General features: G+C 71.7%; 19 protein-coding genes and 1 pseudogene. 13 read left to right on the top strand and 7 right to left on the bottom strand.

Annotated features, from left to right (window positions below):
• Window positions 1-42 precede the first annotated feature (42 nt).
• From GUY59_RS32525 to secA2, 3 genes are all read left to right on the top strand, one after another.
• Window positions 43-858, top strand: coding sequence for an SAM-dependent methyltransferase (locus tag GUY59_RS32525; protein WP_138204128.1), 816 nt, complete (start codon window positions 43-45; stop codon window positions 856-858).
• 202 nt (window positions 859-1,060) lie between these two features.
• Window positions 1,061-1,945, top strand: a complete 885-nt coding sequence (locus tag GUY59_RS32520; protein ID WP_138204126.1) for a DMT family transporter — start codon at window positions 1,061-1,063, stop codon at window positions 1,943-1,945.
• Between the two features lie 154 nt (window positions 1,946-2,099).
• Window positions 2,100-4,283, top strand: a complete 2,184-nt coding sequence (gene secA2 / locus GUY59_RS32515) for an accessory Sec system translocase SecA2 (protein ID WP_138204124.1) — start codon at window positions 2,100-2,102, stop codon at window positions 4,281-4,283.
• Window positions 4,284-4,296: 13 nt separating this feature from the next.
• Here secA2 and GUY59_RS32510 read toward each other — a convergent pair whose 3' ends face one another.
• Entirely contained in the window at window positions 4,297-4,893 is a 597-nt protein-coding gene (locus tag GUY59_RS32510) for a nucleotidyltransferase (protein WP_138204122.1), read from the bottom strand.
• Window positions 4,894-4,985: 92 nt separating this feature from the next.
• Here GUY59_RS32510 and GUY59_RS32505 point away from each other — a divergent pair, with 92 nt between their 5' ends.
• Together GUY59_RS32505 and GUY59_RS47775 are read left to right on the top strand one after the other, a co-directional pair.
• Window positions 4,986-5,471 (top strand): DUF1360 domain-containing protein, encoded by a 486-nt coding sequence (locus tag GUY59_RS32505; protein ID WP_138204120.1) that lies wholly within the window; start codon window positions 4,986-4,988, stop codon window positions 5,469-5,471.
• Window positions 5,472-5,577: 106 nt separating this feature from the next.
• On the top strand, window positions 5,578-5,727 hold the full coding sequence (locus tag GUY59_RS47775) for a GPGG-motif small membrane protein (protein WP_165959640.1): 150 nt from the start codon (window positions 5,578-5,580) through the stop codon (window positions 5,725-5,727).
• Between the two features lie 147 nt (window positions 5,728-5,874).
• Here GUY59_RS47775 and GUY59_RS32500 read toward each other — a convergent pair whose 3' ends face one another.
• Genes GUY59_RS32500 through GUY59_RS32490 form a run of 3 tightly spaced genes read right to left on the bottom strand, consistent with a single transcriptional unit; the run spans window position 5,875 to window position 7,944 of the window.
• Window positions 5,875-6,615, bottom strand: a complete 741-nt coding sequence (locus GUY59_RS32500) for a metallophosphoesterase family protein (RefSeq protein ID WP_138204118.1) — start codon at window positions 6,613-6,615, stop codon at window positions 5,875-5,877.
• Entirely contained in the window at window positions 6,599-6,847 is a 249-nt protein-coding gene (locus GUY59_RS47770) for a BON domain-containing protein (protein WP_165959641.1), read from the bottom strand. The genes GUY59_RS32500 and GUY59_RS47770 overlap by 17 nt, the downstream gene beginning before the upstream one ends.
• Before the next feature lie 44 nt (window positions 6,848-6,891).
• Window positions 6,892-7,944, bottom strand: a complete 1,053-nt coding sequence (locus tag GUY59_RS32490) for a DNA topoisomerase IB (RefSeq protein WP_252375095.1) — start codon at window positions 7,942-7,944, stop codon at window positions 6,892-6,894.
• Between the two features lie 54 nt (window positions 7,945-7,998).
• Between GUY59_RS32490 and GUY59_RS32485 the strand changes: the two genes are divergently transcribed.
• The 3 genes from GUY59_RS32485 (at window position 7,999) to GUY59_RS32475 (ending at window position 11,190) form a co-directional block, all read left to right on the top strand.
• Entirely contained in the window at window positions 7,999-8,256 is a 258-nt protein-coding gene (locus GUY59_RS32485; protein WP_138204116.1) for a hypothetical protein, read from the top strand.
• Between the two features lie 7 nt (window positions 8,257-8,263).
• Window positions 8,264-9,277: an SDR family oxidoreductase gene (locus GUY59_RS32480; protein WP_138204114.1), complete on the top strand. Its 1,014-nt coding sequence runs from the start codon at window positions 8,264-8,266 to the stop codon at window positions 9,275-9,277.
• A gap of 86 nt (window positions 9,278-9,363) precedes the next feature.
• On the top strand, window positions 9,364-11,190 hold the full coding sequence (locus tag GUY59_RS32475) for a transketolase (RefSeq protein WP_138204111.1): 1,827 nt from the start codon (window positions 9,364-9,366) through the stop codon (window positions 11,188-11,190).
• 241 nt (window positions 11,191-11,431) lie between these two features.
• Here GUY59_RS32475 and GUY59_RS32470 read toward each other — a convergent pair whose 3' ends face one another.
• The gene (locus GUY59_RS32470) at window positions 11,432-11,815 is read right to left on the bottom strand and encodes a ChaB family protein (protein WP_132333371.1); all 384 of its coding nucleotides are present in this window, start codon (window positions 11,813-11,815) and stop codon (window positions 11,432-11,434) included.
• A 13-nt stretch (window positions 11,816-11,828) separates the two neighbouring features.
• The gene (locus tag GUY59_RS32465) at window positions 11,829-12,110 is read right to left on the bottom strand and encodes a hypothetical protein (RefSeq protein ID WP_132333372.1); all 282 of its coding nucleotides are present in this window, start codon (window positions 12,108-12,110) and stop codon (window positions 11,829-11,831) included.
• Between the two features lie 37 nt (window positions 12,111-12,147).
• On the opposite strand from GUY59_RS32465, the gene GUY59_RS32460 reads away from it, so the two are divergent.
• From GUY59_RS32460 to GUY59_RS51495, 4 genes and pseudogenes are all read left to right on the top strand, one after another.
• The gene (locus GUY59_RS32460; protein WP_201761608.1) at window positions 12,148-12,657 is read left to right on the top strand and encodes a shikimate kinase; all 510 of its coding nucleotides are present in this window, start codon (window positions 12,148-12,150) and stop codon (window positions 12,655-12,657) included.
• Window positions 12,658-12,668: 11 nt separating this feature from the next.
• Window positions 12,669-13,223, top strand: a complete 555-nt coding sequence (locus GUY59_RS32455) for a GNAT family N-acetyltransferase (RefSeq protein WP_132333373.1) — start codon at window positions 12,669-12,671, stop codon at window positions 13,221-13,223.
• A gap of 97 nt (window positions 13,224-13,320) precedes the next feature.
• Window positions 13,321-17,091, top strand: coding sequence for a protein kinase domain-containing protein (locus GUY59_RS32450; protein WP_138204109.1), 3,771 nt, complete (start codon window positions 13,321-13,323; stop codon window positions 17,089-17,091).
• A gap of 124 nt (window positions 17,092-17,215) precedes the next feature.
• A pseudogene (locus GUY59_RS51495) lies at window positions 17,216-17,569 on the top strand (hemerythrin domain-containing protein); the annotation flags it as partial.
• A 228-nt stretch (window positions 17,570-17,797) separates the two neighbouring features.
• On the opposite strand, the gene GUY59_RS49195 reads toward GUY59_RS51495, so the two are convergent.
• Window positions 17,798-18,157: a hypothetical protein gene (locus tag GUY59_RS49195; protein WP_236667722.1), complete on the bottom strand. Its 360-nt coding sequence runs from the start codon at window positions 18,155-18,157 to the stop codon at window positions 17,798-17,800.
• Window position 18,158: 1 nt separating this feature from the next.
• Here GUY59_RS49195 and GUY59_RS49190 point away from each other — a divergent pair.
• A partial coding sequence (locus GUY59_RS49190; RefSeq protein ID WP_236667721.1) for a hypothetical protein occupies window positions 18,159-18,584 on the top strand: 426 nt, incomplete at its 3' end.

Raw genomic sequence — 18,584 nt, 5'->3', positions numbered from 1 at the left:
CTCCAGGTGCGGATACGATCCGCGTCACGGAGAGGGGGCCGCATGAGCGTCACCGACGAGCCGGAGTGGGCTCCACCCGGAGTGGATCCGGCGCAGCCGAGCGTGGCGCGCGTACACGACGCGCTGCTCGGCGGCATGGAGAACTTCGCCGCCGACAGGTCGGTGGCCCGCAGGCTGAAGGACACGGTGCCCGAGGTCGTCGACCTCGTCTGGTGCAACCGCGCCTTCATCGGCAGAGTGGTCGACTTCCTGGTCCGCGAGGCGGGCATCAGGCAGATCATCGATCTGGGTGCCGGGCTGCCCACGATCGAGAACACCCACGAGGTCGCCCAGTTCGCCGACCGCGCGTGCAAGGTCGTCTACGTCGACATCGACCCCATGGTGGAGCCGCACGCGCGGGCGCTGCTGAGCGCCAACCCGAACGCGGGCGCCGTCACCGCCGACGCCCGCGACGTCGACGCCGTGCTCGGCCATCCGGTGCTGCGCGGCCTCGTCGACCTGTCACAGCCCACCGCGATCATGGCCATCGGGCTGCTGCACCTGTTCCCCGACAAGGAGGACCCGCACGCCCTGGTCAGGCGCTACATGTCGGCGCTGGCCCCTGGGAGCTATCTGGCCGCCTCCAACATGCTCGCCAGCGCCAACCCCAAGGCCAAGGCGCTGGAGGTGATGTTGCAGGCCACCATGGGGGCCGGGTTCTTCCGCGACCGCGCCGCCATCACCGCGTTCTTCGACGGCCTGGTGCTCGTGGAGCCGGGCGTCGTGCACTTCCCCGAATGGCATCCCGACGAGCGCGTCCCCGGGCCGCTCGCGCCGTGGGAGGTACTGCTGCTGGGCGGCGTCGCCCGCAAGCCGTGAGCCCTACCGGATCATCGGGGTGAGCGCCGCCGGCGTACGGCGGTAGGGTGGTCCGCATGCCGCGACGCATGCTCATCTGCTCTCCCCCGCCCGCCCGCTAAGCGGGCGGCTCTCCGACACTTTCCCGGGTCTGACGGATCCGTGGGTGGTCGCTGCCCGCACACCGGGCCCTTTTCCACCACTCCATCCGGAGCAATCTGTCATGACCCATGTCTCCGCGCGGCGGGGCGCCTTCTACGTGTCCATGGCCGCGACCGCCTGGGGCACCGGCGGCGCCGCCGGCTCCCTGCTCTTCCAGACCGGCCAGTTCGGCCCCGTCGGCGTGTCGCTGTGGCGTCACCTCCTCGGCGCCGCGTTCCTGTTGCTGATCGTCCGCCGTCTCGTCCTCGCCGACCACCTCGACTGGCGCGTGCTGCCGGTCGGGGCCGGCATGGCCGTCTACCAGACCGCCTACTTCGCCGCGATCGCCCACTCGGGCGTGGCCGTCGCGACCGTGGTGACGATGGGCGCGACGCCCGTCCTCACGGCCGTGGGCAGCCGGCTCTTCCTGCGCGAACGGCTCACCCGCGGCGCGCTCCTCGCGCTGGCCGCCGCGCTGGCCGGGCTCGTCCTGCTCACGGTGGAGCCGGCGCTGGCCACCTCGGCCACCCCAGCGGTCTCCCCGGTGCTCGGCGTCGCCTTCGCGCTGGCCTCCGCCACCGGGTACGCCGGGGTGACGCTGGTGTCGCGGCGGCACAAGGACCGCGACCCGCGGACCACGGCCATCGGCGGGTTCGCCGTGGCCGCGGTGTGCCTGGCCCCGTTCGCCCTGGCGGACGGCGTGGTGCCGGAGCTGAGCTGGCCGTCGCTGGCCCTGCTCGTCTACCTCGGCGCGGTGCCGACGGCGCTGGCGTACGGGCTGTACTTCGTGGCGCTGACCGTGCTGCGGGCCACCACGGTCGCCATCATCTCGCTCGGCGAAGCCGTGGGCGCGGCGCTGCTCGGCGTGGCACTGTTCGGCGAACGACTCACGCCGCTCGCCTGGACCGGCTGCGCGCTGCTGCTGGCCGCCGTGACCGTGCTCGCCGTCCGGGCCGACGCGGGGTGACTCGGCCGGGAGCGTTGTGACGGCACAGGCGGCCGGATGGGTTAAGGTCCGGTACGGCGGCGCTTGCCGTATCGTCGCTCCGCTCCCACCCCTTGGCCGAGGGAACGGTCTCGGCGAAGCGTGCGTTGGAGGAACTGTGGCGTCAATAACGGGAATGCTGAGGAACCTGCTGGACCGCCCAGGCGGAGTTCCTCTGGTCCCCTACCAGAAGATCGTCAAGGCCGCCGGAGCGCGTGCCGCCAAGGTCGGCGAGCTCGACGAGCTGCCCAGACCGGAGATGGACGATCTGGCCGGGTTCTGCGCCATCGTGCGCGAGGCCGCGGACCGCACGCTGGGGCTGCGCCCGTACGACGTGCAGTTGCTGGGCACGCTCGCCCTGCTCGACGGCAAGGTCGCGGAGATGGCGACCGGCGAGGGCAAGACGCTCTCCGGCGCCATGGCCGCCGCCGGCTACGCGCTGCAGGGCAAGCGCGTCCACGTGATCTCCGTGAACGACTACCTCGCCCGGCGCGACGCCGAGTGGATGGGGCCGTTCTACGCCTCGCTCGGCGTCAGCGTCGGCTGGATCGGCCAGAACTCCACGCATGAGGAGCGGCGGGAGGCGTACGCGAAGGACGTCACCTACGGCCCGGTCAGCGAGATCGGGTTCGACGTGCTGCGCGACCGGCTGCGCACCGACGCCGCCGAGCTGATCGTGCCCGCGCCCGAGGTGGCGCTCGTCGACGAGGCCGACTCCGTGCTCGTCGACGAGGCCCGGGTGCCGCTGGTCATGGCCGGCGCGGCCGACCCGGGCAACGCGGTGCCGGAGATGGCGGCGCTGGTCAGGCAGCTCGTACGCGGCTACCACTACGAGATCGACGAGCAGGCGCGCAACGTCTACCTGACGCCCAAGGGCGCCGACAGCGTGGAAAACCTCCTGGGCGTCGAGCTCTACGACGAGCACGAGCCGGGCACGCTCATCGAGCTCAACCTCGCCCTGCACGCCCACGCCCTGCTCGCCCGCGACGTCGACTACATCGTGCGCGACGGCAAGGTGCAGCTCATCAACCCCTCGCGCGGCCGGGTCGCGCTGCTCCAGCGCTGGCCCGACGGACTGCAGGCGGCCGTGGAGGCCAAGGAGGCGCTGCCGCCGAGCGAGAAGGGCGAGATCCTCGACTCGATCACCGTGCAGGGCCTGATCCGCCGCTATCCGCAGATCTCCGGCATGACCGGCACGGCCGTGGCCGTCAGCGAGCAGCTCGGCGAGTTCTACGACCTCAAGGTGGCGGTGATCCCGCCCAACCGGCCGTGTGTCCGGGTCGACGAGCCCGACCGCATCTACCCGACCGTGCCCGACAAGGACGCCGCCCTGGTCGAGGAGATCCAGGAGGCGCACGCCACCGGCCGGCCCATCCTCATCGGCACGCTCGACGTGGCCGAGTCGGAGAACCTCGCCAAGCTCCTCCAGCGCCGCGGGCTGGAGCCGGTGGTGCTCAACGCCAAGAACGACGCCGAAGAGGCGGCGATCATCGCCAGGGCGGGCGAGCGCGACGCCATCACGGTCTCCACGCAGATGGCCGGCCGCGGCACCGACATCCGCCTCGGCGAGGGCGTGTCCGAGCTGGGCGGCCTCTACGTGATCGGCTCCGGCCGGCACGCCAGCAGCCGGCTCGACGACCAGTTGCGCGGCCGGGCGGGCCGCCAGGGCGACCCGGGCGGCTCGGTCTTCTTCGTCAGCATGCAGGACGACCTGATCACCCAGTTCATCCCCGACGAGCGGCCGCCTGCGGCCGATTCCGACGGCCTCGTCCGCCACCGGCGCGGGGCCTACCTCGTCGGCCACGCCCAGCGCGTCGCCGAGGGCGTCAACCTGGAGATCCACCGCAACACGTGGCGCTACACGCGCCTGCTGGAGCGCCAGCGCGAGCTCATCCTGGAGTGGCGCGACAAGGTCCTGCACGGCGACGCCGCCTCCGAGGCACTGGCCAAGGCCGACCAGGAGCGCTGGGAGTCGCTGCCCGAGGACACCCGCGACGAGACGGCCCGCCAGATCGTCCTGCACGCCATCGACCGCTGCTGGACCGAGCACCTGGCCTTCCTGACCGACCTGCGCGAGGGCATCCACCTGCGGGCGCTGGGGCGGATGAGCCCGGTCGACGAGTTCCAGAGAGAGGCGGTGGCGGAGTACAAATCGCTGCTGGCCGAGGTGGAGCGGCGCTCGCTGGAGTCCTTCGAGGCACCCGAGCCGGATCTGCGCCGGCCCACGGCGACGTGGACCTACCTCGTGCAGGACAACCCGTTCGGCACGGAGTGGGACCGCATCCTCAAGCGGGTCACCGCCGCCACCCGGCGCGGCTGAGCGCCGGCGCCGGTCACGGCCACTTGGGGTCGCCCGACGGCACGACCGGCCCTTCCAGCACACCCAGCCGCTCCAGCAGGGTGAGGAACGTCGTCGCGTACGGCGAGTCCTCCACCACGGCCGCCACCCTCGGCCAGTCGACCTGCTCGCGCATCGCCCGCACCTGTGACAGCAGCGCTCCGTAGTCGCAGGCGTGCTCCGACAGCGGCAGCAGCCACGAGATCACCAGGTCCGTGGCCTCCAGCACGGGAACGATCACCGCCGACGCCTTCAGCGGCTCGGCCCTGTCGAGCAGTTCGTCGGTGATCGCCAGGTCCGACACCCGGAAGATCAGGTCCACCAGGCGGCCCTCGTCGTACGCCTTCACCAGCCAGTCCTCCGGCGGTTTGGCCGTCTGGAAGCCCAGCCCGCGCAGCGCCTCCAGTGCGGCGGGCACGTCGTGCTCGGTGACCACGAAATCCACGTCGTGCAGCGACGGCGCGGCGCCTCTCGCGTAGGCCGCGCACCCGCCGGCCAGCGCGAACTTCACTCCGGCGTCCTTCAGCCCCGAGCTGGCGCGCTTGAGCGTGTCGAGGATCGCGTCGGTGACAGCGTGACCGTGGCTGCTCATGGTTCCGGGCTACCCACACGATCGGCCGGTAGGCGTTGTGCTATAAGGCCCGCTGCGAGTAGGGCCTGGACCTGCGGGTAGCGCGAGAAGTTATGACCGAAATCCTCGAGAAGACCGAACAGGCCTATGGCGGCGACCACGACCGTCCGCTCGGCGGTTACCTCGGCATCCTCGGCGCGTACGGCGGCACGGTGGCGGTGGCGGCCACCGTGGCGGCCCTGGCGGGGCGGAGGGCTCCCGAGCGCGTGGCGGCGATGGACGTGCTGCTCATGGCCGCCTGCACGCACAAGGTGTCGCGGCGCCTGGCGAAGGACCCCGTCACCAGCCCGCTCCGAGCGCCGTTCACCCGCTACAAGGGCGGGGGCGGGCCCGCCGAGGTGCAGGAGAAGCCCCGCGGCCCGATGGGCGAGCTGCTCGCCTGCCCGTTCTGCCTGTCGCAGTGGGTGGCCACCGCGTACGCCGCCGGGCTGGTGCTCTCGCCCAAGGTCACCCGGCTCGTGGGAGCCACGATGACCGCGGTGGCGATCTCCGACTGGCTGCAGCTGGCCTACGCGAAGCTGATGAAGTCGGCGTCCTGATGCCCTGGATGTCTGGTTGCGATAACGGAATGCCATAGATTCCCCCCGCTCGCTTCCGAGCGGAAAAAGATGTTAAGCGGCCACCCCTCAGGGCAGAGGCGGAGTCATGGCTACTTTGCTCTGGATCATCGCGGTAATTCTCGTCATCTCCGGAATCTACGTGATTCTGGCCCGGCGCGACCTCCTCTGGGGAATCGTGCTCATCGTGCTCGGTTTCCTGGTCGGGCCCGGCGGGGTCAGCATCTTCAATGTCTAGGGGGGCCACCCCGATGGCTCCCCGCTCGACCCGCTGGGCCGCTCCCCGAGAACGGTCCAGCGGTCCTCCTGACTTGCCGGAATAACGCAGTGAATGACAACGACAAAGGCCACCGCCCGGGGGATGGGCGGTGGCCTTCGACGTATCTCAGGACCCGTTCTCGCAGTCGAGGCAGTAAACGCCGTACGCCCGGCCGAGCACCGGCAGGGCGACGTTGCGCACCCGGATGCCGCCCGGCGTCATGCCCTTCGGGCTGCCTTTGTGGGCGTGCCCGTGGAGGATCAGGTCCGCGCCCGCCGTGTCGACGGCCTCCGCCAGGAGATAGCTGCCGAGGAACGGGTAGATCTCCGCCGGCTCGCCCTCGAGCGTCTCCTTGATGGGCGAGTAGTGCGACAACACCACGCGCTCGTCGGCCACGATCTCCTTCAGCGCTAGTTTCCAGGCCTCGGCGATGGAGCGGGTGTGGGCGACGAAGTTCTTGATCTCGCGCTCGCCGAACTCGCTGGCGCACTTGCCGGCGAACCCACCGCCGAAGCCCTTCCCGCCGACGACTCCCAGCTTCGTGTCACCGCACTGGAGCACCACGCCGTCGTCGTCGAGCACGATCACCCCGGCGTCGCGGAGCTCCTCCGCGATCTCGTGCTCCATGTCGGAGTGGTAGTCGTGGTTGCCGAGCACCGCCACAGCGGGGATCGGCAGGTCGCGCAGCTCGTCGGCCACGACCTTGCCCTCCTCCAGTGTGCCGTGCCTGGTGAGGTCGCCCGCGAGCATGAACACGTCGGCGCGTTCCTCGATGCCCTGCAGTTTGCGCCGGTAGTGGCCCCTGCCGTCCTCTCCCAGGTGAATGTCGCCCACTGCGGCGATGCGCAGGTCAGTCAAGATGCTCATCCTCCCCTGGCTCGGTGGCGTCCACGACATTGATCTCGTTGTGCAGGCGGAGCTCCGGGGCGGTCTCGTGCGCCACCTGGCCGAGCCGCGTACGCTGCTCGACCTCGCTCACCTGACCGCGCAGGAACAGCTGGTCGCCTCTGATGTCGACGCGGATGCCCAGCTCGTTGGTGCGCCCGTCCTCGGCCAGCGCCTGCTGGACGCGGGCCGCGACGTACTGCGGAGCTTCCATCGCTCGCCTCCTTTTCTGAGGCCGCATGCCCGGGTATAAACCCGTCAAACGGCACGAATAAGGTCTATAACCGCCCGTTCCACTGGACCCGCCGTGGCGAGCTGTCCGTAGTCGGCGTCCGCCCCGAGCTCGGTCAGCACCGCCGCGATGGTCCTGTCCCGTTCGTACGCCTCCACCACCCGCGGATCCACGTACGAGGCCCGCGCCACGGTCGGGGTGTTGCCCAGATATTCGGCGACCTCGCGCATCACGCGCACGATCGCCTTCTGCTTCTTCGTACGCCCCTCCGAGCCGGCGGGCCTGGACACCGCGAGCCCCACGGCCGCGAGCACCGTGGCGTGCCAGGTGCGGAAGTCCTTGGCCGTGACCTCGTACCCGATGATCTCCCGGAGGTAGTCGTTGATGTCCTCGCTCCTGATGTCGCTCCAGCCGCCCGCGCGCCGGTAACGCAGCAGCTCGCCCTCCTCACCCAGCGCCTTGAGCGCCCTGAGCACCTTGCACGCCCCGGGGTCGGCCAGCTCGACCTCCCGGTCGATGTCGCCCTTGGCCGGGTAGGAGCAGACGACGAGGCCGCGCGAGCAGGTGACGTGCTCCATCCGGAGCGTGGCCAGCCCGTAGGTGTCGTAGCTCTCGCCGCCGATGCGGAAGAAGCCGATGTCGAGCAGGCGTGCCGCGGCCGCCAGCACCCGCTGCCGGGTCAGGCCGCGGCCCCTGAGCTGGTCGTCGACCGCCTTCCTGAACGCGGGCAGCCGCTCGGCCACCTCCAGCACCCGGTCGAACTTCTCCCGGTCCTGCTGCTCGCGCCACACGTCGTGGTAGCGGTACTGCCTGCGCCCGGCGGAGTCCGTACCCACCGCCTGAAGGTGCCCGTCGGCCGAGGCGCAGATCCACACGTCGCTCCAGGCCGGCGGGATCGCCAGCGCCTTGATCCGCTCCACCGTGGCGGGGTCGCGCACCCGTTGCCCGTCCGGGCCGACGTAGGTGAAGCCCCTGCCGCACCGCCGTCGTACGATGCCCGGCTCGTTCTGGTCGCTGGGCCGCAGGTCGGGACCGCCGGCACGGGGTCGCCGGCGCACACTCAGGTCAGGCTCGGGCACCGGGCACGGCTACCCATGACGTTACGCCGCAAACGGCACGGGCAGGTGAGCGGCATGTCTGAACACGGAGAGTGGCACGAGGAGAAGTCACGCAGGGGCCATGCGATGGTGCCCGCGACCCCGCGCGACGTGGTGCACATCAGGGTGGGCTCGTTCCTGCTGGTGTTCCTGTTCGCGATCGCGGTGCTGGGACTCATCGGGGGCGCCCCTGTCATGACGGGCATCGCCGCCGGACTGGCGGTGCTCACGGTGATCGACATCACGCTGGCCGTACGCCGTCAGAAGCAGCGCAGCGACGGAGAGGCGGGCTGATCTCGACATGGGACCACTGAGCGGGCGAGTGGTGGTGGTGACGGGCGCGAGCGGCGGAGTCGGGCGCGCGGTCGTCCGCGAGCTCGGGCGGCAGGGGGCCATGGTGGCCCTGATCGCCAGGGGCACGACCGGGCTGGGCGCGGCCGCGGTCGACGTGGGCGTCGAAGGAGGCAGCGGGCAGGTCTACGAGGCGGACGTGGCCGAATATGACGAGGTGCGCAAGGCCGCCGAGCGGATCGAGGCGGAGCTGGGGCCGATCTCGGTGTGGATCAACACCGCCTTTTCCTCCGTCTTCGCGAAATTTCAGGACATCAGCCCGGAGGAGTTCACCCGCACCACCGCCGTCACCTACCTGGGCTACGTCTGGGGCACCAAGGTCGCCCTCGACCTGATGCGGCCGCGCGGCACCGGCGCCATCGTCCAGACCGGCTCGGCGCTCTCCTACCGCGGCATCCCCCTGCAGTCCGCCTACTGCGGCGCGAAACACGCGATCAAGGGCTTCACCGAGTCGGTCCGAACAGAGCTGCTGGCGGACGGGAGCGGCATCCAGGTGACGCTCGTCCAACTGCCCGCCGTCAACACCCCGCAGTTCGAGTGGGTGCTGTCCAAACTGCGCCGCCACCCACAGCCCGTCCCCCCGATCTACCAGCCCGAGGTCGCGGCGCGGGCGATCGTGTACGCCGCCGAGCACCCCGAGCGCAAGGAGTACTGGGTCGGGACGAGCACCGTGGCCACCCTGCTGGCCCAGCGCGTGGCCCCCGCCCTGGTGGACCGCTACCTCGCGCGGACGGGAGTGAGCTCGCAGCAGACCGACGAGAAGTCGCCCAGCGGCGTGTCCAACCTCTGGGACCCGGCCGACGAGGCGACGGACTACGGCGCCCACGGCACCTTCGACCAGCGCTCGCACGCGCACAGCCCGCAGGTCTGGCTCTCCCGGCACCGCCGCCCGGTCCTGCTCACGCTGGGCGCGGGCACGGCCGCCGCCGCCCTCGCCGCCCTCGGCCGGCGCCTGCGGCGCTGACCACCCTCGACGGCGCCCGGCGCCACCCGGCATCCCGCGTCAGGCGGGGCGGGGGTGGCCGGGCCGGAACTCTCCAGGAGGTCATGATGCCCGAACCCGATCTGCAGTACCTCGCCGAGCTGGCCACGCAGCTGCGCGTCGACTCCGTCCGCGCCGCCGCCGCTGCCGGCTCTGGCCATCCCACGTCGTCCATGTCCGCGGCCGACCTGATGGCCGTGCTGTTCGCCAGGCACCTCCGCTACGACTTTCACCAGCCGGACAACCCCGCCAACGACCACGTGATCCTGTCCAAGGGGCATGCCTCTCCCCTGCTGTACTCCCTGTACAAGGCGGCCGGTGTCATCGATGACGAGGAACTCCTGACCTTCAGGAAGCGCGGCAGCCGGCTGGAAGGGCACCCGACGCCGCGGCTGCCCTGGGTCGACGTGGCCACCGGCTCACTCGGGCAGGGACTGCCGGTGGGGGTCGGGGTGGCGATGGCCGGGCGACTGGAACGGATGCCGTACCGGGTGTGGGTGCTCTGCGGCGACAGCGAACTGGCCGAAGGCTCCATCTGGGAGGCCGCCGAGCACGCGGGCGGCGAGGGCCTGGCCAACCTGACCGCGATCGTGGACGTCAACAGGCTCGGTCAGCGAGGGCCCACCCGGCACGGATGGGACACGGGCGCGTACGCCCGCCGCTTCGCCGCGTTCGGCTGGCACACGATCGAGATCGACGGGCACGACCCCGGGGAGATCGACTACGCGCTGCAGGACGCCTGCAAGACCCGCAGGCGCCCCACCGTCATCCTGGCCAAGACCCGCAAGGGCGAAGGCGTGCTGGAGGTCGAGAACCGCGAAGGCGCCCACGGCAAACCCATCAAGGACGCCGACAAGGCCGTCGACGAGCTGGGCGGGCCGCGGGACGTACGCGTCACCGTGCACGAACCCCACGGGGCCGCCGAGCCGTACCGGTTCGGCGGAGGACCGCTGGAGCTGCCCGCGTACGAGGTGGGAGAGCAGGTCGCGACGCGGGCGGCGTACGGGGAGGCGCTGGCGGCGCTCGGCGCGGCCTGCGGCGAGGTGGTGGCGCTGGACGGCGAGGTGGCCGACTCGACCAAGACCGAGGCGTTCGCGCAGCGCTTCCCCGAGCGCTTCTTCGAGATGTACATCGCCGAGCAGCAGCTCGTCGCCGCCGCCGTCGGGATGCAGATCCGCGGGTGGACACCGTACGCCGCCACGTTCGCGGCGTTCCTGACCAGGGCGCACGACTTCATCAGGATGGCCGGCGTCAGCCGGGCCTCGATCCGGCTGGTCGGGTCCCACGCCGGGGTGTCGATCGGCGAGGACGGCCCGTCGCAGATGGGGCTGGAGGACCTGGCCATGATGCGGGCCCTGTACGGCAGCACCGTGCTGTACCCGTGCGACGCCAACCAGACCGCCGCGCTGATCACCGAGATGGCCGACGTCGAAGGCGTGTCCTACCTGCGGACCACGCGTGGGACCACACCGGTGATCTACCCGCCGGGCGAACGGTTCCCCGTCGGCGGGTCGCGGGTGCTGCGGCAGTCGAGCAGCGACCGGGCCACGATCGTGGCCGCGGGGGTGACCGTGCACGAGGCGCTGGCGGCGGCCGGCGAGCTGGAGGCGGCCGGGCTGCCCGTGGGGGTGATCGATCTCTACTCGGTCAAGCCGGTCGACTCGGCGGCGCTGGCGGAGGCGGCCACCACCACGGGCAACCTCATCACAGTGGAGGACCACCGGCTCGAAGGCGGGCTCGGTGACGCGGTGCTGGACGCCGTGAGCGAGCTCGGGCCGCGCGTGGTGAAGCTGGCCGTGACGGAGCTGCCGGGGTCGGCCAAGCCGGAGGAGCAGCTCGCCGACGCCGGCATCGACCGCCACGCGATCGTGGCGGCCGTCAAGCGACTGCTCTGACCCGTTCACGCCGGAAGCGCTCGGGCACGCCGATGTGTCCGAGCGCGTCGAGCGTTCGGGCCGGGTCAAGGAGATCGGGCGGGCCGAGGCGGCAGGCCGGATGAGGCGGTCCGGCGGCGCAGGGTGGCCGAGGTATCAGGGCGGGGACGTGAAAAGGCCGGCGGTCGAGAGGGCGGCGCCGTGCCGCCTCGCTCTCCCGCCGACCTCGTGACGAGCCGGCCGCCTCCGGCCGGCGCGCTGGTCAGCGCGCCTTCGCCGTGGACCTTCTGTTGGCCTTCTTGATCGCCGTCACCAGCTCCTGCTTGGTCATCTTCGACCGGCCGCGCACGCCCAGCTTGGCGGCCACGCTCTGCAGGTGTTCCTTGCTGGCGTTGGCGTCGACGCCCTCGGCCGTCCTGCCGGACCGGTCCTTGGCGCCCTTGTCGGAAGGACCCTTCTTCGACTTCGGCTCCCAGTGGTCGCCGACCTTCTCGAAAGAGTGCTTCAGCGCCGCGAACGCCGTCATGTGGGCGCGTCGCCCCTCGCCGTACTCCTGCACTGCAGAGTCGTGCGCCTTGATCCACGTGTTCTGTGCCTTCTTCGGCGAGCGCCTGATGGTGGACGGCAGTTCTTCGACTGCTGGCATTTCGCTTCACCTCCTACAGCGGTGGTTCGTCGTAGTGACGTCGTTCCTCGTACACGGTGGTCCGTCTGGGCTCGGGCTCCTCGTAGATCTCGTGACGGTGGACCGGCTCGTCGATGGGGCCGACCGCCCGGCGGGTGACGCTGATCCGGTAGATGCCGAACCCGAGTCCGACCAGGCCTCCGAGCATGAGGACCAGACCCACTACGTTGATGTCGAGGCCGGCGAGGTCGAACTCGACGGCCCAGGTGAGGATCGCACCGAGCATGATGAGGATGATGCTTCCGGCGATGGTCATCTGATTTACCTCCTTGACACGAAGGACCTCTATCCACATGTCGAAAAACAAACCAGTCGTGGTGATCGGGCTCATGGGATCGGGCAAGACGACGGCGGGCCGTCTGATCGGCGAGGCGCTGGGGCTGGAGTTCAGCGACAGCGACCCGTTCCTCAAGGCGAGGTACGGCGGCACCGCCGCGCAGATCGCCGCCCGCGAGGGCGCGGCCACGCTGCACCTCTACGAGGCCGAGCACGTGCTGCTCGAACTGGCCGGTCCCCCCAAGGTGATCGCGGCGGCGGCGAGCACGGTCGAGGACCCCGAGGTACGAGCGGCGATGCGGGCCGCGTTCGTGGTCTGGGTCGACGCCCCCGACAAGGTGCTGGCCGAGCGGATGCGTTCGAGCGATCATCGTCCCGACTTCGACCCCGCCGCCATGCGGGCCCGCCGCGGCGGCTATTTCCGTGAGGTGGCCGACACTGTGTGCGACGTGAGCGAACTCACCCCCGAGCAGGTGCGCGACGCTGTGGTGCGGGACATGGGTGCGTCCACCTGTGATCGCGGCTGAAGGCCAGGACGATGTTCGCCGAGAAGCCCGTGCTGGAGGGCTCGCGCGTGACGCTGCGCCCGGTCGGCCCGGAGCACGCGGAAGGTCTGTACGAGCTGGTTCGCGACCCGGAGGTACGGCGGCTGACAGGCTCGCAGGGCGAGTTCGACTTCGAGGGCGCCCGCCGGTGGTGCGCGAGCAGGGCTCAGCACGCCGACCGGCTCGACCTGGCGATCATGACCGGCGACGGTTACGCGGGCGAGGTGGTCCTCAACGCGCTCGACCCCGCCAACCTGTCGTGCAACCTGCGCATCGCGCTGATCGGCTCCCGGGTGTTCGGCAGGGGCTACGGCACGGAGGCCATCGAGCTGGTCCTCGGACACGCCTTCGGCACGACCCCGCTGCACCGGATCGAGCTGGAGGTCTACGCTTTCAACGACCGGGCACGACACGTCTACAAGAAGATCGGCTTCGTGGAGGAGGGCGTGAAACGTGACTCCTTGCTCTGGGACGGCGCATGGCACGACTGCGTGATCATGGCGATGCTCCGCCCCGGATGGCAGGTACGGCGCGGAGGCCTGGCATAATGATCATGACGCATGGGTCCCCCGAGGCGCGCGGGGGACCTGTCGCGTCATTTCGGACAACCATTGGACGGTGTCGTGCATCTAAGCATCAGTGACGATGCGCTTGGTGCCAGGTGACCCCGAGAAGCTTGGCGGCTACTGGCTGGCCGCCAGGCTCGGCGCGGGCGGGCGCGGCGTCACCTACGACGCCTACGACGACGACGGGCAGCGGTTCGCCGTCACGGTTCCGCGTGGCGAGGCGGAGCCCGAGTCGCGGGGCGAGACCGGGCGCAGATTCGGGCGGGTGACCTGCCGCCACCTGGCCGAGGTGGTCGACGCCGGGGTCGACGGCGGCGTCCCCTACGTGGTGAGCGAGTTCGTCGACGGGCCCGACCTGCGGCAGGCCGTCGCCCTGCACGGTCCGTACGACGGCGACGAGCTGCTCGCGCTGGCCGGTTCGCTGGGGGCCGCGCTCGGCGCGCTGCACGAGGAGAAGCTGACCCACCAGGGGATCAACCCGGAGAGCGTGCTGCTGGCCGCGGGCGGCCTCAAGGTGATCGAGCTCGGCCTGCCCGCCTGGCGGCCGATGGGCGAGACGTACACGTACCTCGCCCCCGAAGTTCTGACCGGGCAGGAGGCGGGCGCGCCCGCCGACGTGTTCGCGTGGGGAGCGGTGGTGGTGTTCGCGGCCACCGGGCGCGACCCGTTCCGCGGCGAGAGCCTGGGTGGCATCATGCACCGGCTGCTCACCTGCGATCCCGACCTGAGCGGCCTGCCCGAACCTCTGCGCGGGCTGGTCGGCCGCGCCCTCGCCAAGGATCCCGCCGACCGGCCGGTCGCGGCCGAGCTGCTGATCGCGGCCGGAGACGCGCTGCGGCCGCCGCAAGGGCACGCGCGCCCGCGCTCGCTCGGCGCGGTCGCCGAGGACGTCTACCAGTCGCTCACGCCCCGCCAGCAGGAGGAGGTCCCCGGGCTGCTGCTGCGCCTGCTCGACGGCGACAACCCGCACGACGAGGGCGACGTGCTCGGCCCGCTCATGGACGCCGGCCTGCTGGTGCGCCGGAGCGTGCGGGTGGCGCCGGTCGAGACGTCCATGGGCAAGCTCGTGGCCCTCAGCGACGACGGGGTGGCCCCCGCCAGCGCCGCGCTCTACCGCGCCTGGCCCAGGCTGCGTGGCTGGGCGGCGGACGAGCGCGACAGCATGCACGTGCACCGCCAGATCCGGATGGCCGCCACGCAGTGGTCGGAGCACCGTCGCGGCAGGAGCCGGCTGCTGCGCGGCGACGCACTCGACACGGCGCTCGGCTGGGCCGCGACCAAACGCCGCCACCTGCGGCTCAACCAGCTCGAACGCGACTTCATCAACGACAGCGTGGCCCTGTCCAAACAGCGCAGGAAAATCCTCACCCCGTCCATGGCCACGCTGGGCGTGCTGCTGGCCGTAGCCGTGACGATGTCCGTCGTGTCCGTCCACGGCCAGAACGACCTGCGCGGCCGCCTCCTCGACTCCGACGCGCGGGCCGTGGCCGCCAGGGCCGAGGCGATGCGGTCGACCGACCCGCGTACGGCGATGCGGCTCAGCGTGGCCGCCTGGCGGATGTCGCCCGTCTTCGAGGCGCGGGCCGCGCTGCAGGCCTCGCTCGTCCAGCCGGAGCTGGGGGTGTTCACCGACCCGGCCGCCGACCTGCGAGCCGGCTACCTGCTGCACGGGGACGAACTGATCCGCTGGGACACCGGCACGGTCACCGTCTTCGACGTGCCGAACGGACGATGGGCCGCCTCCTACCGGCTGCCGCCGGGGAGTGTGGCGCTGAGCGACGACGGGCGCTACGCGGAGGGTGCGGGTGGGCGGCCCTTCGACGTGGTGACCGGCCGGCCGCCGTCTGCGGACGCCACGTTCGCGATCACCAGCGCCGGCAGGACCCGCGTCTACCGGGGCTCGGAGGTGGTCTTCGACGTCACCGACCGCACGGTGGCGCTCGCCCGCGACGGGTCCAGGGCGGCGTTCTCCCGGCTTGACGGGCGGGTCGAGCTGTGGGAGCTGGCGCCGAAGGCCCGTACGGGGACGATCGAGGTCCAGCCGCTCACCGGCCCGGACGCGGCGGCGCCCGCCCTGTCGTTCAGCCCTGACGGGAGCACGCTGGCCGTGGCGGGACGCGAGGGGGTCACGCTCGTCGCCGCCGACCGTGGGGCCGCCCGTACGCAGCGCTCGCAGTTCCCCAGCCCTCTGACCACCACCACGGCCCCGTCCTCCTCGCCCTCCGCCACCGCGAACCCACCCGGCTCGGCCGGGAAACCGCGTCCCTCCGGCGGCAGCCCACCCGCCGCCGGAAGGACGCCGGCGGCCGGCCTCGCACGTCCTTCCACCGGCGCCCTCTCCGGAGGCGGCGGTCCGCACCCGGCCGGCCGGCCCTCGTCGATCGGTCAGCCTGCGAAGGGGCCCGGTCCGGCCGTCGCGGCCCTTCCCGGCGTGAACGGCACCCCGTCCGCCGAGAGCTCCGGCGCCCATCCCACCGGCGCGGCGCCTGCGGGCGTGCACGCCTCCCGCCACGCCGGCGAGGACCCGCGGCCTGGTGTCGTGGAGCGGCCGGGCGGGGAGGACCCGCGGTTCTCGCAGGTGGGGGCGCCGGTCGAGGACGGCGCGAACCGTGGCGGTGCGGACGCCAGCCCCAGCCCCGAGAACGGCGCGGAGACGTTTCGTGCGGAGGAGCGGCAGGCCCCCACGAAGACCGGCACCCTGACCCTGGGAACCGTGGAGGGCACGCTGGACGGGCCGCCCGTGTTCAGTCCTGACGGCCGCCTGCTGGCCCTGCCGGGTGCCGGCGAGGTGCGGGTCTGGAACGTGGCCGAACGCCGCGTGACCGGCTCCTACCCGCTCAGGGACCCCGGCCACGGCCTGGCGTTCTCCGCCGACGGGCGCACCCTGCGCTACCTCAGCGGCACCGGCTCGGTCGTCTCGCTGGACGTCGCCGGGCTGCCCGCCCCCTCCGACACGGGCCGCACCGCCACCTTCAGCGGCAACGGCCGGTTCGCGGCCAAGGAGGTGGGCGACACGATCGAGCTCACCGACACCGTCGCGGGCAGGACGCTCGGCCGGATCGCCGCCGCGGGCGACGTGTCGTTCGCCGCGGGCGGGCGGCTGCTCGCCGTCACGGGCGACCCGGTGACCGTGTGGGAGGTGGCCGGCGCGAGGCAGGTGGCCTCGATCGACGCGGGCGGCGACGTACTCGCCGTGTCGCTCTCCCCCGACGGCGGCACGCTGGCCACGGCCCGCGGCAGCGCCCTGGAGACCTGGGACGTGCGCGAAGGGCGGCGGATCAAGGTGTACGAGGGCGCGGCGGATCTGGCGCTGGCCTTCAGCCCCGACGGCTCGACGCTGGCGGCGGGCGCGAACCTGCTCGACCTCCGCACCGGCAGGATCACCCCGCTGGCCCTGGCGGCGCAGGCGAACGCCAGGACCACGCCGACCGCGCTCGCCTTCTCCCCCGACGGCCGCACGCTGGCGTTCGGGCTGGACGCCGGCCGGGTGCTCCTCTGGGACGTGTACGAACGCGTCCCGCGCGGCACGATCGGCACCGGCACCACCCCGGTGGACGAAGTGCGGTTCTCGCCGAAGGGCGACCTGCTGGCGATCGACGCCGCCCGGACGTCGCTCTGGGACGTGAACACGCTGCGCGAGGTCGGCGAGGTCGGGTCCTGGGCCGCCGGACCGGCGTTCAGCCAGGACGGCAGGCGGCTGCGCGGGGTGGCGCTCGACGGCACCGTACGCGAGACGCCGGTCGATCCCGCGCTCACGGCGCAGGAGGTGTGCGCCAGGGCCGGCGGCCCGCTGAGCAGGGCGGAGTGGAGCCGTCTTATCCCGGAGAGCCGCTACAGGGACATCTGCTGACCCGGCGACAAGCCGGCGACCAGAGGACGAAAAGTGCCCCCGCGCATGCTGTCCGCATGAACACTGTGCGAATCCCAGCAGTCGCCCCCCGCCACGACGGGGAACGCGAACGGACCTCACCTCGATGTACGTCATCCACCGTGCCATGCTCACCGACCTGCGGCGGATCACCGAGGTGCTGGGCGGGACGGACCCGCTCACTGGCGGCAGGAACGAGGCCGTCCGCGCGTACGCCGCCTCGGTCCTGACCGAGGTGCACCACCACCACGCCAACGAGGACGGCCTGTTGTGGCCGATCATCGAGCGTACGGCCGGCCACGCCGTGGATCTCAGCCCGTACACCGACGACCACCAGGTGCTCGGCCCCGTGCTCGACCGCTGCCGCGCCGCGCTGCGGGGCGAGCGCCACGTGCTGCGGAGCCGCCTGGCCGAGCTGACCGACTTCCTGGACGAGCACATCGCGGAGGAGGAGCCGGACCTCTTCCCGATCATCTTCAGATTCGTGCCCTACGACGCCTACGCCTGGGCGGAGCGGCAGATCGCCAAACGGGCGGTTCGGGCAACTGACCTTCACGGAGCCCTGGCTGCTCCGTCATGCCACGCGGGACGAGGGGAACCGGCTGCTGGCGTGCGCGGGGGCACCGCCGCGCATCCTGCTCGCAATGACCAGGGGCCGGTACGCCAGGCACGAGCGGGCGGCTTTCGGCTAGTCGTCGGGGAACATCCTGAGCACCTTGCCCTTCGGGTTGGCGACCAGGTAGCCGGACCGGATCCCGTCGGACGCGTAGACGAGCAGCGCCTGCCGGATGCCGTCGAACCCGTAGTCGGGATCCACGATCACATGTTTCGAGGTGGGTCTGGGCACGCCGAGGTCTTTGTTCGCCTTTCTGAGCAGTATGGGCAAGGCGTCCCAGTCGTACCTGGACAGGTCCACCGTGGGGCCGCGCACCTTGCCGCCGATGGTCGACTTGCTGATCTCACCGTCGCGGTAGGAGAAGCTGTCGTAGATCTCCGGGTCGTCCTTCACGGGCACGTCGACGGAGGCATAGTCCGGATACAAGACCATCTTGACTACCTTGGTTCCGCCGATGACGGGCTTCACCTTGGTGATCATGGCGCGTACACCGGCGGCGGTGTGCAGGTTCTCGTTCACGCCCGCCGTGCTCGTGCTCGGGGACCCGGTGACGGTGGGCTCACCGCTGGAGGACACCCTGCCGGACGGCTTCCCGCCGCCGGATGGTCCAACCATGGGGCTGTTCCCGGGCGACCTCGAAACGCCGGCGTCGACCGGGGTCCGGGCCGGGAGCGACTGCCACACCAGCACGCCGGCCGCCACGACGGCCGCGGTGGTCGCCGTGAACGCCACGGTCCTCGCGCCGCTGCGCGAACGGCGGGTGCCCGTGGCCCCCGCCACCACCCCGGACGGCACCCCCTCGGGCCACGCCGGTCCTGGCGGTGCCGGCCGTCGCGGGGCCGAGGGCGGGGAGCCTGGG

It is taken from the genome of Nonomuraea sp. K271, from assembly GCF_009908215.1.
In the GTDB taxonomy this organism is placed as follows: Bacteria; Actinomycetota; Actinomycetes; order Streptosporangiales; family Streptosporangiaceae; genus Nonomuraea; species Nonomuraea longispora.
The sequence above is the reverse complement of the archived record's forward strand: the minus strand, read 5'-3'. Positions and strand labels throughout refer to the sequence as shown.